Here is a 14,161-nt window from a genome sequence, read left to right as displayed (position 1 = left end):
ATATGAAAAAAGCAATTGCAACTGGTAAAGTACTTCCGCTTCCTAATAATGTGAAGACTGTTCGAGATTTTTTTGATAATACGGCAACTAATTTCCCTGACAAAGGGTTATGGTATATTGCGGCAGATGGCAGTGAAGTTTTTATTTCTTATAAAGATCAGTTATCAAAAGCAAAAAAATGTCTATTTACGATGCAAAAATTAGGCGTACAACCTGGAGATAAATTAATTATTTTGATGGATGATCCCCAAAAATTTTATACTGCTTTTTGGATGTGTATGTTGGCAAGGTTTGTCGCAATTCCAGTGGGTGAACCAACCTCGTACGAGGTTGGTTCACAAGGGATATTACGATTTCAGAAAATTTGGGAGAATCACCCGAATGACTATGTATTAATAAGTAGTGATCAAAAAAGGGAATTTGAAAAATTATCTGAGACTAAGATTTTCAAAAATATAAACTTTATTGTATATGAAGAACTACTTTGTGAAACAGAAAGTAACCATCTACCAGAAATAGATCAAAATGAAACAGCTTTTATTCAATACTCTTCTGGCAGTACCGGAAAGCCTAAAGGAATATTATTAAACAATAAGAATATTATAGAAAGTAGTTGGGCCACAAAGGATGCAGTAGATATATCTTCCTTTGAAACTGTTTTTTCTTGGTTACCTCACAGTCACAATATGGGGATTTTTGCTCCTCATATGGTTGGGATCATAACAGGGTGTAATATTTTTACAATGAAGCCAAGTACATTTATTAGTGATCCATTCTTGTTCTTAAAAAAAATAAGCGAACATAGAGGTAGTTGGTTTGTATCAAGTAATTTTGGTTTTGATTGGTTGGAAAAGAATATAAATGAGGAACAAATAAAAGAGTTGGACTTATCGTCATTAACCAAAATCAATAATGGTGCAGACCCGATTTCAATCAGCGTAATTGAGGCTTTTACTAAAAAATTTTCCCCATGTGGGTACAAGAATAAAGTGATGCGACCTGCTTATGGTTTGTCAGAGACCACTCTAGCGGTAACGATGGCAAGAAGCGGCAGAGAAGAATATTTTCAAGATTCTATTTCACGAGAACTGCTTGTTAGCAAACGGATTGCAGAACCTCAATATGATTCAAAGGACAGTTTGTCAATTGTTTCTGTTGGAGAACCAGTTGGAAATGTCAAAGTTAGAGTTGTAGATGAAGACAATAATTTATTGAATGAGCGAGAAGTAGGAGAAATTCAAATTGCAGGACCGTTAATTTCTTCAGGCTACTTTGCTAATGATCATGTGGAGTCAATAACTAATGAAGAAGGATTTTTTTCAACAGGAGATCTAGGATATTTAGTTGGCAATGAATTAATGATAACTGGACGAAAAAAAGACGTAATTATTATCCGTGGGAAAAATTATATAGCAAATGATATTGAGCAGGTTATCTGTGATGGTGGTGTTTTATCGCAAGGAAATGTTGCGGTAACATCCGGATTAACAGAGGACAAAAACGAGGTACTCCTAGTATTTGTTCAGTTTAAAGACGAACTTAAAAAATTTGTTTTTATACAAGAATATGTAAAAAAACAAGTTAGCTCGGAATTAGGCATTCAAGTCGATTATGTCCTGCCAAGTGATACTTTTCCAAGGACAAGTACTGGGAAGGTGCAAAGGTTTTTATTAAGACAACGTTTTGAACAGGGAAATTTTCAGCTAGTTCAAACTGAATTAGAGCAACTAAATAATGATGAAGTACAACAAGCGTATGAAACAGTAAACTCTCTTGAATTAAAGATTAGAAAAATTTGGAGTGACGTGTTGAAGCTTGAAGAGGGAATGATCAGCAAGAAAGCGACATTTCGCTCACTTGGGGGGAATTCAGTCAAGGCGTACCTATTGCTACAACGGTTTTCAGAGATAACTGGACAAGATGTAGGACCAAAAATTCTTTTGAAATGTGAGACAATCGAAGCAACAGCTAGTTTTTTAAAAGAAAATTATATGGATACCAAAAGAACAACTGAACAATTAACAGTCAAACAAGAAGAGCCTATAAATGAAAATTCTGAAAATGAAATAGTGATTACGGGGTTATCTTTACGTTTTCCAGATGCTGAAAATAAAGATGCTTTTTGGACAAATTTGGTAAACGGGAAAAATAGTGTAAAACGAGTTTCTCACTACCGAAAACAGCTAGTAGATGATGAAAGCTGGAATAATTGGCTAGGAGAAATTGAAGGCGTTGATGAATTTGACTATGATTTTTTTAGAATAACTAAAAATGAAGCGAATTGTATGGATCCCCAACACAGGATTCTTCTGGAGTTAGCATACCAAGCTTTAGAAGAAGCTGGAGAGATTACTGAAGAGTTAGAAGAAAAAAGAATTGCAACATATGCAGCTGTTTCTAGTAATTTTTTCCCATTCGTACTTCATTATGCTAACAAGCATGGAGTAGAGAAATTATCAGAAAAAACATTGGTCAGAAACTTGAATAATGTAATTGCTGCTGCGATATCTCATGAATTTAATTTTGTCGGACCAGCATTGGCTATCGATACAGCATGTTCTTCTACCTTAGTAGCTATCCATGAAGCGGCAGAAAAAATAAGGACAGGAAAAATAGATGGTGCGGTTGTAGCAACTTCTAATGTGATTTTTAGTAAGAGTATTCATGATTTAGCAGATTTAGGTGGAATACTTAGTAGCAATGGTCAATCAAGAGTATTTGATAAAGATGCAGATGGATCAGCTTTGGGTGAAGGAGCAATGGTTGTTTACTTAGAGCGTAAAAAAGATGCAGTCAAAAATAGAAAGCATATCTACGGACTTATCAAAGGCAGTGCTGTTAACAATGATGGCTATTCCCTTAGTATTATGGCTCCAAATCCTAAAGGGCAATATCAAGTTTTATCAGAAGCTTATAAAAATGCAGGAGTGTCCCCTTATGATTTAGGAATGTATGAAGCACACGGAACAGGTACTGAAATTGGTGATCCAATTGAAATTAGTGCTTTAAGCAAATTATTTAAAGAGTATCAATCTTCTAATACGGGAAGAATCGGGATTGGTTCAGCTAAAACGAATATTGGACACCTACTTCCAAGTGCAGCAGGAGCTAGTTTGGCTAAAGTTTTACTTTGTTTACAACACAAACAACTAGTACCGTCACTACATTTGGAAGAGTTGAATCCCAAGTTACTGCTACATGAAACACCTTTTGAAGTGATTAGCAAAGTTCAAGAATGGAAGAATTCAAATGGGAAGAATCGATGCGCTGGTATTAATTCTTTAGGATTGGGCGGTACAAATGCACATATGGTGATAGAAGAATGGATAGATACTGAAATTGAAGTGCCAAATCAGGACTATTATGTGATGACGGTTTCAGCAAAAACTAAAGAGAGTTTGCAAGTACAAAAAAAAGCGTTATTGCAGTTCATGCAAGAAAATCCAGAGAAGATTCCTAATATTGCTTATACAAGAAATTGTTGTAGAGTACATTATAGTAAACGAGCAGCTTGCATTGTGACTAAGTCAGGAGAAATCATTGAAAACTTTAAAGACGGCACTACCATAAAATTAAGTGATCCAAAAATTTCATTTTTATGGGATTCGATTGCAGAAAATCTTACTTGGGAGAAAATGGAACAACTTCTAACTGTAAAAAACAGCTTAGGAAACATGGGAGAAGTCATTTCAGTAAGAGATTCTATGTTACTGAAAAGTTTGAATATTTCGAAAAAAACGATTGAGGAAATCAATGACTATAAAACAGATATCTTGGTAACTTTAGATGGAAAAACAAATGAGAGTAAAAACTATCATACGTTGATTTCACTGAATAAATATCAACATATTCTAACTAATTTATTGAAAGATCTTTATTTATTAGGAGCCTCAATTGATTGGAAAGAATTGTATAAACAAGATAATTATAAAATAATACAAGTTCCTCACTATGAATTTGCTAAAGAAAAAGTGTGGATCGGACAGGAAGAATAATATGACTAGAGAAGAAATTGTAGAAACAATAAAAAATGAACTTGCAACTATTTTAAATATTGAAATAGATCAAGTTGATGAAGAGACTAACTTTTTAAAAATTGGGTTATCTTCAGTTCAAGCATTGAAAGTTATTAATAGATTGAGAAAGCAGTTTTCAGTTGAAATAAATCCAGCCGTTATTTTTGAATTTAAAAGAGTCGGAGATATTGCCGACTATTTAAAAAATGAACTGGGGTAGTGAGGTTAAAGGATGAACTACGGATTATTATTTCCTGGACAAGGTAGTCAATACACGCGGATGAATCAGCTCGCTCAATGCGATAAAAAAATTGTGGATTCTTTGTTGGAAGAAGCATCTGATATTTTAAATTTAGATTTAAAAAAAGAACTGTCTGAAAAAACAATGAAAGAGCTTACACAATCTGAAATTGCCCAACCAGCGATTGTTGTATTAAGTCATGCGCTATTCTTAGATTTTATGCAAAGAACTCAGCAAAAACCAACAGTGTTATTAGGACACAGCTTGGGAGAAATCAGTGCTTATCTTGCTTCTGAAAGTCTTACATTTTCTGAAGCTGTTGCGTTTGCTCAAAACAGAGGGAAGCTTATGGCAAGTACGGATGATGAATTAAAGGGAAGTGCGTCTTTAGTAGTGGATATTTTACCTGAATTATTGGAAGAATTAATCAGAGAGTGTAATAGTACAGAAAATTTGATGATTTCCGGCTATAATTCCGAAAAACAATCGATTGTTGTTGGCCAAGAAGAAGAATTAGAGCAATTAGAAAAATTAGTTGAGTCTCAAGGCGGACAAATTATTCCGTTTCGTATGATACCTATGAAAGAAGCCAGGCCATTTCACAGTCCGTTTGTCACGATGAAACTGGATAAATTGAGAGAAATAGTTGAAACATTGACTGTTGCCCAACCTAAAGTAACTGTTTATTCAACTGTTAGTGGTGAGTTGGTAAGTAATGAAAAGGAGATAAAAGCGAACCTGATAAAGCAATTGGTTTCTCCGGTTTTATGGCTACAAGGATTAAAGAAAGTATCCAAAATGGATGTTTCATATTTAATAGATATTGGACCTAATAAAATTATGCGAAATCTCGTTTTTGAAAATTCATTCAAGATTTCAAGTCTTGCTTATGATGATATAGAAGATAATAAAAAAATACGAGAATTATTGACAAAGGAGGAGAGAACAGTTGAGCAATGGACAGAATAAGATGGCTGAATACAACCTGAGAGTTAAAAAAATATTGCCAGGCGGTGTTCATTATAATTTTAACATGCCTTGGGAAGAAACGCCGATTCATTTTATCAATACAAAAAATAGTCGGGTTTGGGATATGAACAATAAAGAATATTTAGACTTGTATGCTCGTTTTGGTGCAATGATTGTGGGTCATAATAACCATGAATATAATGAAACTTTAAAAGAATGCATTGATCGAGTATTATCGGTCAGTCACTGTGACTTAGATGCTGAGGTATTAGAATTAATCACTAAATTCGTTCCATCTGCTGAGATGATTCGGTTTGGTTTATCTGGAACAGAAATGGTACAAAATGCATTACGTTTAGCACGGGCATATACGCATAAAAATAAATTCATTCGATTTGAAAATCATTATCATGGAAATGCAGATAATATTATGGGAGGTAAGCAGCATTCAGTTGAAACACCTATTCCAGAGGATTTTCTAGGAGACTTAAAAGGAACTTTAGGTCGAGCAGATGACATCATGGCTCAACAATCGTATCTAATTCCTTGGAATGACGAAGAGTGTTTAGAAAAGTTATTAAAGGAAAAGTCATCTGAAATTGCTGCAATCATTACAGAGCCGGTTTGTGTTAATGGAGGGTCTGTAATGCCAAAAGAGGGCTATTTATCTAAAATGCGGCAGTTATGTGATCAATACGGTGTGCTTCTGATTTTTGATGAGATTATTACTGGATTTAGAATGGGATTAGGTGGAGCACAGAGTTATTTTAATGTTATACCTGATCTTACGATATTAGGAAAGGCATTAGGTGGTGGTGGTGTTCCAGTGTCAGCACTTGCAGGAAAAAAAGAGATTATGGAGTTGCTGATTGAAAAAAAAGTGATTCATGCTGGGACATTCAATGGTTATACATTAGGGACTTTTGCTATAAAAGCAACATTGGAGTGTTTAAGTCGAAATGACGGAGAAGCTTTAAAGACAATGAATACTTATACTGCACAATTACATCAAATTTTAAGAGATAAGGCAAAGAAAGTTGGAATGCCATTAGTGGTTCAAGGTCCGTTAGGTTGCGGGGCATATCATTGTTGTGAAAAAGAATTAACTTCTCCATCAGATTACACATTTGATATCACTTCTCTAGATATCATTTTGAATGCAGAGTTAGCTAAACAAGGAGTTCTAATGTCTAGTTTATCTAGAATTTATCCAAATATTTTATTAAATAAAGAAGATGTTGAATGGTTTGATTACAGAGTCGAGAAAGCGTTACTTGAAACAAAAAAAGTTTATGATGAAATTAATAATTAATCGATGAATGAAAAGAAGGGAATAGATAGTAAATATAGCTGTCTATATACGTGAAGAATAATGAAAGAAAAAAAGAGGTACCTAGCAACATACTTATTACTAGCGTTTGGAATTTGCTGGGGAATTTTAGCTGTTTATTTTATTTTTAATGACACATTAAAAACTATCTTTGGTGAATTAACTTTAGCTAATCCTTTGGTAATGATTGCCCTTTATGCACCAACATTATCAGGCTTAATTGTCTATTTTATGCAGGGAGGAGCAAAAGGGGTTAAAGGTGTTTTAGGAAGACTGATTCCAAGGAAAAAAGATTTATGGTGGTTTCCATTTTTATTTGTTATTGCATTGTTATTCTATGCAGTGATGCATTATGGGTCAAAAATTTTAGGATTTGAGGTGCCTGATAACGATTTTACTCTAGCAGAGATGGTAAGAGAAGCATTTATCAACCTTTTTGAAGAGACAGGGCTGATTGGTGGAGCATTTGGTTGGGTTGGATTTTTGCTTCCTTATCTACAAACAAAGTTTAAAGATAATAAAATTCCAGCATTGCTTACAGGATTTGCATTTGGATTTTTCGTGTTACCTGGATACGTCGTCAGCTCATTTGAAACAGCAACTTTATATCCGTTTTACGTTGCTCAATTAATGGCGTTTATGTTGTTTTTTAGTTATATATTTAATGCAACTGAGGGGAGTATTTTGATGTTCATTTATACTTTCTGGCTAATTGCTTCGGGGAGCCGTTTAAAATTATATTATTTTGATCCTAAAGTACAGATATTACAATTAGTCTTTTTCTGTATTTTGAGTGTCATGATGTATCAGTTAGCAAAAAAAGGAATTATTGAACAAAAGTTGCAACTATTTCCAGATTATATCTATCAAAAGCAGTCTGAAAAAGGTGAACAGCCGATAGAAAAGGAGGAAGTAGTATAGGTTCAGCTTATACGAAAGTATTTTGAAAAAAGAAATGTTTAATCATCTATCTCCTGGAACTAGTGATACTCGTTTGATTTGTTTTCCTTATTTAGGCGGATACTCTCATGCCTTTAATGAACTTGCGAATAAATTGGATAGTTCTATTGACTTATGGGCTGTAAATCCACCAGGACATGGAGGCTGTCCCTATCCTTTGGTTGAAGATGTAGAGGAGGTTGTTGATACGTACATGAAAGAGCTTCCTGAACTATTAACTAATTCCACTGTTTTGTTGGGTTACAGTATGGGTGGTATCGTAGTTTATCATTTAATGAAGAGAATTCTTTCGATGCCAGAATTGAAAAATAAAATTCCTAAGAAGCTAATTATATTTGCTTGTGGTTCACCAGATACCTTTACTGAGTCTAATGTTTCAAAGATCCCAGATGCTCAAGTGGTTGAAAGAATAGATGGTTATGGTGCCCTTCCAGAAAAAATCAAACAAAATAAGGCTATTATGAGGTATTTAATGCCGATTTTTCGAGCAGATTGTCAGGTATTAGATTCTGCTCAAAATAAAATGATTGAACCATTTAGAAGTGATGTAACGTTTATCTTGGGAACAAATGATCAAAAGATTAGAATACACATGGTGACTAGTTGGAGAAATTATTTTGAAAATCCTATACAAGTTAAATTGTTAAATGGTTATTCTCATATGTTCATTCATGATGATCCGGATCAAGTTGCTCAGATTATTGAAAAACAACTTTTTTAATACTAAATAAGGGTAGAGAGCAGGCGTAGGAAATGAAAATTGCTATGGTGCAAATGAATATCCAGTTACAAAATAAAAAAAAGAATTTTTCAAGAATGAAAGAATATATCAAAAATAGAGAACCTGTTGATTTGATCCTTTTCCCTGAGATGTCACTAACTGGTTTTAGTATGGATGAAGTAGCATGTTTGAATGAAGCAGATGAATATCACAAACAGATCAAACTACTTGCAAAGGAAGAGAAAGTAATGATTGGCTATGGTTGGGTCCAGAACCAAAATTTAGATAAGCTTGCGGAAAATCATTATGTAATCATTGATGAAAACGGTGTAGAAATAATGGATTACACTAAGATACATCCCTTTTCATTTGCAAAAGAGAACAATCATTATCAAGCTGGCAATCAAATCGCTTTAAAAAAAATCAAGGGATTTATGTGTAGTATCTTTATCTGTTATGACTTAAGGTTTCCAGAAATATTTCAAGCTGTTTCAAAAAAAGCCGAATTCATTATTATTGCTGCAAATTGGCCTCACGAAAGAATCGAACAATGGCATGCACTTTTGATAGCTCGAGCGATAGAGAATCAAGTTTATATTGCAGGAATAAATTGCGTGGGAACTCAAAATGGAAATCAATACAGCGGTAATACCCTACTAGTGCACCCTTCTGGAAAAATTATAAAAGAAGGTCAATCGCATGAAGAGATTTTATACTGTGAGTTAATAAATGATGTGGCGAAAATTCGTCAATCATTTCCAGTAAAGCAAGACCGCAAAGAAAAATTTTATATTAGATTAATGAATCATAACTTAGAATAAAGACTAAAAAGGAGGGATAGAAAATGAAAGTTGGAATTATCGGGGCTGGGGTAATGGGACAAGGTATTGCAGAAAGATTCAGTGTATACGGTTGGCAAGTTATATTAATAGACAAGGATGATGCTATTCTTGAACAAGCGAAGGACAGTATTTTTAGAAGCTTAAAACTAAAGCAAATGTTCAAACAAAAAATAAACCCAAAAGAATGTTTAGAGAAAATAGCTTTTGCAACATCTTATAACGAGATAGCTGACGTTAAATTTGTGATTGAAAATGTGACAGAAGAAAAAGAAATAAAAAAATCAGTGTATCAATTATTAAATAATAATTGTAATGAAGAATGTATTTTTATGGCTAATACGTCATGTGTACCAATCTCCTGGATAGGAAATATAAGCGGTCGTCCGGACAAAGTAATAGGTGTACATTTCATGAATCCTGCACCAGTAAAAAATTTTACAGAGGTCATCTTAGGATTATTTACATCTGAGAAAACGAAAGAGAAGGTTATTAACCTGTTAGCCTCAATCGATATTGCTGCTGAAGTTGTAAAAGATAGTCCAGGTTTTGTCTCTAATCGCTTATCCCACTTGTTCATGAATGAAGCAGCATTTTTAGTACATGAAAATGTGGCTACACCAGAGCAAATAGATCGTATTTTTGAAGAAGGTTTTGGACATAAAATGGGTCCTTTAAAAACTGCAGATTTAATTGGATTGGATACTGTGCTTGATTCTCTAAAAATATTATATGACGAATATGAAGATCCAAAATTTCGTGCATCGCCTTACTTAAAACAATTGGTTTCAGTAAACTATCTTGGAAGAAAATCTGGGCAAGGATTTTATAAATATTATTGAATTAAAAAAATAGAAATAGAGGTAAAAAAATGCAAAATAAAGAAAAAATAAGGGGATTTTTAACTAATTTTATTACAAACTATGATTTAGCAGATGATGAAAATATTTTTGAAAAAGGACTAGTAAGTTCCTTATTCGCAATGCAGTTGGTCATGTTTTTAGAAAAAGAATTTTCTATTTCAATTAGTAATGAAGAACTGGATATTGATAATTTCAAAGATGTTAATTCAATTGTTAATTTAGTAGATTCAAAACAATCATAGGAGGTTCAGCTTGAAACAAAAAAAGATAAAATGCGTTGTTTGGGATTTGGATCTCACAATTTGGGATGGTGTTTTAACGGAGGACAAAAGAATCGAGTTACGTCCTGATGTAAAAAAAATTATTGAAACACTTGATTACCGCGGAATTCTACAATCGATAGCAAGTAAAAATGATGAAAAATTAGCCGAGAAAAAATTAAAAGAATTTGGTTTATATGATTATTTTATTTATCCAGAAATTAATTGGCATGCTAAATCAGTTTCAATCGATAAAATTGCATCTTCGATAAATATTAGTAAAGATACAATTGCTTTTATCGACGATCAGGAGTTTGAAAGAAATGAAGTAAGTTTTTCTCATTCAGAAATTTTATGTATTGATGGTGAAAAGTTAGATGGATTATTGGAGATGAGCGAGTTTAATCCGACGTTCATTACTGTCGATTCAAAAAATAGAAGACAAATGTATCAACAAGATATTGAGCGGAATCAAATTGAGGAAGCTTTTGAGGGAACAAAAGAAGCTTTTTTAAAAACGTTGAATTTAAAAATGACAATTACTGAGGCAAAGGAAGAAGATTTAAAGCGAGTTGAAGAACTTACGATTCGCACAAGTCAGCTAAACTCAACAGGAACAATTTATTCGTATGAGGATCTTCAAAAGTTACTATTTTCGAAAACACATAAAATGTTTGTAGTGCAATTAGATGATAAATATGGATCCTATGGGAAAATTGGATTGGCTTTGATCGAAACGATAGAAGAGGTATGGACGATTAAATTACTGATCATGTCTTGTCGTGTTATTTCAAGAGGAGTAGGCAATGTTTTATTGTACTATGTTATGAATAAAGCAAGAAAAAAAGCAATAACATTACAAGCGGAATTTATTCCAACTGATAGAAATAAAATTATGTATATCACGTATAAATTTAGTGGATTTAAAGAAGTAGAGAAAACAGGTGAGCAACTAATTTTTGAGGCTGATTTAACTCATGAAAAAGAATTACCTGAATACGTTTATTTGCCAAAGGAGAAATGAAAAATGGATTTTAATTTATCATCAGACCAAAAAGAATATCAGCAAGAAATCATTGATTTTGCTCGAGAACATTTGAATGATGAAAAATATTTTGAAACTTTTTCAGCCGAAATGTGGAAAAAAGTTTCAAAGTTTGGTTTACTAGGAGTAACGATTAGTGAAGAATATGGTGGATTAGGTGAAAGTTACTTAACAGCTGCGCTGATTTTTGAAGCTCTGGGCTACGCATGCAAAAATAATGGGTTTGTTTTTGCCTTAAATAATCACATTTGGGTTTGCCAAAATCTTATCTATCTATACGGGACAGAACAGCAAAAACGTCAATTTCTGCCTAAGATGATTCAAGGAGATAATATTGGTTGTATTGCGATTTCAGAAGCTGAAGCCGGATCGGATGCTTTCAGTATGAAAACAAAAGTTAAGGAGGAAGAGGATTGCTATGTATTAAATGGTAGCAAGATGTTTGTATCAAACGGTCCGATTGCAGATACTTTTATCGTTTTTGCTGTTTCAACTGATAAAGATCCTGTTTCCTTATCTGCATTTATAGTTGAAAAAGGAATAGAGGGTTTTCAGATTGGTGAAGATATCAAAAAAATGGGACTAAATGCCTGTCCAACCAGTGAAATCGTTTTGGAAAATTGCCGTATTCCTAAAAATAATCTATTAGGTAAATGGAACCAAGGTTCATATATTATGACTGCCGCATTAGAGTGGGAGCGATGCTATGAATTTGCTCCTCACGTGGGAACTATGACAAGAATTATTGAAGAATGTAACGAACAAGCTACCGGTAGAAAGCAGTTTGGAAAACCAATCGGTGACAATCAAGCTATTTCTCATAAGATTGCTCAAATGAAAATTAATCAGGAAATGAGTCAACTGATGCTTTACAAAATTGCGTGGTTAAAAGATCAAGGAAAAACAGCATTCTTGGAAACATCTATTTTCAAAGTTTTTGTTAGTGAACATTACATTCAAGCATGCCGAGATGCTTTGCAAATTTTCGGTGGGTACGGTTATACAACAGAATATGGCATTGAACGTGAATTAAGAGATGCGCTAGCTTGTAGTATTTATTCTGGCACCAATGAGATGCAGAAAAATACAATTTATCGTGTTAACTTAATTAATAACGGAAAATTGTAACCATCTTGGAGGGAGTTGTATAGATGAGACTAGTAGTCTGTTTAAAAATTGTGAGAACAAAGTATGTTTATCCAAATGAAGAGAGAAATGAAACTTTTACATTAAATCCGTATGATCACGCAGCTTTATTGGATTGTTTAAAGCTTAAAGAAGCAACTGGTTGTGAGGTGATTTGCCTTTCAATGGGATCAAACCCAACTAAGGATGTGTTATTAAAAACAATCGCATTAGGTGCTGATCGTGCGATTTTGCTAAGTGATTCAAAATTTTCTGGAGCGGATACAGTGGCAACTTCAAAAGTATTAGCTGAAGCAATCAAAAAAATTGGGTACATTGATTTACTCGTTTGCGGTGAAAAATCGGTTGACGGAGAAACGGGACAAGTTGGTTTTGGAATCGGAGAATGTTTAGGTATTCCTTGTATTTCTCAAGTAACTGAAGTTCTGGACAATAAAAACGATAGAGTGATACTAGATAAAAAAGCTGGAAATCTGATCCAAACAGTTAGTGCACAATTGCCTGTTCTTTTATCTTATGAAACACTTACACTGAGTAAACTTACAGTTGGTTTATTAGCATTAAAAAAATCTAAAAGGGAAGGAATTGAAATTTGGGATGCTGAAAGCTTAGGAATCGATCCGCTACTTTGCGGAATCAAAGGTTCAAAGACAAAGGTTTGGCGTATTGAAAAGGAAAAAAAACAAAAAAAATATCAAAAAATCGAAGGAACAGTCGAAGAAAAAGTGAATCATTTAATGAAAATATTGAATGCGACAGAAAGGGTTTGACATGGTTACAAAAAATATTTTAGTTATTAACGATTGTTCAAAACAATGTGATGATGAACACGCATTACAGCTAATTTCTAAAGCTCATGACTTATCAATACAAATGGCTTGTCGAGTGGAGGTCCTTTGCTTTGGTATAAACGAATGTGCTGATGAAATGAATCGTTTATACGAATATGGAGCAGATTCTATCTATTTCTACAAAAACACTTCTGTTGGTTTAACTGATTATCGACATTTTGCAGAGGTAGTATCGACTCATATCAACAAACAAATGCCTGAATTAGTATTGATTCCTACGTCAACAATGGGAAAGAGTTTATCATCTATCTTGTCGAACCGTTTTGGAGCTGGACTAACAGCTGACTGTATTGATATTCAATTATCAGAAAAGCAAGAATTGATTTTTATTCGAGCGGCTATGAGCGATACAGTTCTTGCTAAAATTGTTTGTATCAATTGTGAACTTAAATTAGGAACGGTAAAACCAAATGTTTTTAAATCAAAAAAAAGAACAACTGCTAGACAAGAGATTTACGAAAAAATAGATTTTGAGACGAGAATAAATACCCCGTTATATACAGTACTATCTACCCGTCAATATGCTCAAAAATGTTCTGTTGATTTTAATAGATATTCAACTATCTTTTGTCTTGGGCGTGGTGTAAAGGATCAACAAAATATTGATAGGTTTTTTGCTTTAGCTGAAAAAATGCAGGTAGGTATTGCGGTGACAAGAACGTTGGTTGAAGAAAATCTAGTTGATAAAGAATACCAAGTTGGGCAATCTGGGAAAAGTATTTCGCCTAAGATTTATGTTAGTTTCGGTTTATCTGGAGCTAGTCAACATATTGTGGGAATAAAAAATGCTGATGTTATTGTCGCTGTGAATCACGATAAAAATGCACCTATCTTTGATTTTTCAGATATTGTTGTTGAAGAAGATTTAAATCTGATCTTAGCGGAAATGGAAGCCAGATTCATCCAATAGAAAAGAGGTG

General features: G+C 33.5%; 13 protein-coding genes. All 13 read left to right on the top strand.

What is annotated here, in order from left to right; all coding sequences use genetic code 11:
* Nucleotides 1-2 precede the first annotated feature (2 nt).
* Genes RV15_RS04490 through RV15_RS04430 form a run of 13 tightly spaced genes read left to right on the top strand, consistent with a single transcriptional unit; the run spans nucleotide 3 to nucleotide 14,151 of the window.
* The gene (locus RV15_RS04490; RefSeq protein ID WP_071876850.1) at nucleotides 3-3,995 is read left to right on the top strand and encodes a beta-ketoacyl synthase N-terminal-like domain-containing protein; all 3,993 of its coding nucleotides are present in this window, start codon (nucleotides 3-5) and stop codon (nucleotides 3,993-3,995) included.
* A 1-nt stretch (nucleotide 3,996) separates the two neighbouring features.
* A complete protein-coding gene (locus RV15_RS04485) occupies nucleotides 3,997-4,236 on the top strand; it encodes an acyl carrier protein (protein WP_071876849.1) in 240 nt (79 codons plus the stop codon).
* Between the two features lie 12 nt (nucleotides 4,237-4,248).
* Nucleotides 4,249-5,226 (top strand): ACP S-malonyltransferase, encoded by a 978-nt coding sequence (locus RV15_RS04480; RefSeq protein ID WP_071876848.1) that lies wholly within the window; start codon nucleotides 4,249-4,251, stop codon nucleotides 5,224-5,226.
* Nucleotides 5,207-6,538 carry an aspartate aminotransferase family protein gene (locus RV15_RS04475; RefSeq protein ID WP_245791239.1) on the top strand — a complete coding sequence of 444 codons (1,332 nt, stop codon included), beginning with the start codon at nucleotides 5,207-5,209 and terminating at the stop codon, nucleotides 6,536-6,538. Before RV15_RS04480 ends, RV15_RS04475 begins: the two co-directional genes overlap by 20 nt.
* Nucleotides 6,539-6,598: 60 nt before the next feature.
* The gene (locus tag RV15_RS18925) at nucleotides 6,599-7,477 is read left to right on the top strand and encodes a hypothetical protein (RefSeq protein ID WP_245791237.1); all 879 of its coding nucleotides are present in this window, start codon (nucleotides 6,599-6,601) and stop codon (nucleotides 7,475-7,477) included.
* 22 nt (nucleotides 7,478-7,499) lie between these two features.
* On the top strand, nucleotides 7,500-8,237 hold the full coding sequence (locus tag RV15_RS04465) for a thioesterase II family protein (protein ID WP_071876847.1): 738 nt from the start codon (nucleotides 7,500-7,502) through the stop codon (nucleotides 8,235-8,237).
* Nucleotides 8,238-8,269: 32 nt separating this feature from the next.
* Nucleotides 8,270-9,058 carry a nitrilase-related carbon-nitrogen hydrolase gene (locus tag RV15_RS04460; protein WP_071876846.1) on the top strand — a complete coding sequence of 263 codons (789 nt, stop codon included), beginning with the start codon at nucleotides 8,270-8,272 and terminating at the stop codon, nucleotides 9,056-9,058.
* Between the two features lie 23 nt (nucleotides 9,059-9,081).
* The gene (locus tag RV15_RS04455; RefSeq protein ID WP_071876845.1) at nucleotides 9,082-9,918 is read left to right on the top strand and encodes a 3-hydroxyacyl-CoA dehydrogenase family protein; all 837 of its coding nucleotides are present in this window, start codon (nucleotides 9,082-9,084) and stop codon (nucleotides 9,916-9,918) included.
* A gap of 29 nt (nucleotides 9,919-9,947) precedes the next feature.
* Complete coding sequence (locus RV15_RS04450) at nucleotides 9,948-10,181, top strand: acyl carrier protein (RefSeq protein WP_071876844.1); 234 nt, start codon at nucleotides 9,948-9,950, stop codon at nucleotides 10,179-10,181.
* A 10-nt stretch (nucleotides 10,182-10,191) separates the two neighbouring features.
* The gene (locus RV15_RS04445) at nucleotides 10,192-11,223 is read left to right on the top strand and encodes an HAD-IIIC family phosphatase (protein ID WP_071876843.1); all 1,032 of its coding nucleotides are present in this window, start codon (nucleotides 10,192-10,194) and stop codon (nucleotides 11,221-11,223) included.
* Nucleotides 11,224-11,226: 3 nt separating this feature from the next.
* On the top strand, nucleotides 11,227-12,372 hold the full coding sequence (locus RV15_RS04440; protein ID WP_071876842.1) for an acyl-CoA dehydrogenase family protein: 1,146 nt from the start codon (nucleotides 11,227-11,229) through the stop codon (nucleotides 12,370-12,372).
* 23 nt (nucleotides 12,373-12,395) lie between these two features.
* A complete protein-coding gene (locus tag RV15_RS04435) occupies nucleotides 12,396-13,160 on the top strand; it encodes an electron transfer flavoprotein subunit beta/FixA family protein (RefSeq protein WP_071876841.1) in 765 nt (254 codons plus the stop codon).
* Entirely contained in the window at nucleotides 13,141-14,151 is a 1,011-nt protein-coding gene (locus RV15_RS04430) for an electron transfer flavoprotein subunit alpha/FixB family protein (protein WP_083429098.1), read from the top strand. The genes RV15_RS04435 and RV15_RS04430 overlap by 20 nt, the downstream gene beginning before the upstream one ends.
* Nucleotides 14,152-14,161 lie beyond the last annotated feature (10 nt).

Origin of the sequence: Enterococcus silesiacus (assembly GCF_001886225.1) — a bacterium.
In the GTDB taxonomy this organism is placed as follows: domain Bacteria; phylum Bacillota; class Bacilli; order Lactobacillales; family Enterococcaceae; genus Enterococcus_L; species Enterococcus_L silesiacus.
This window is presented reverse-complemented; position numbering and strand designations above follow the sequence as displayed.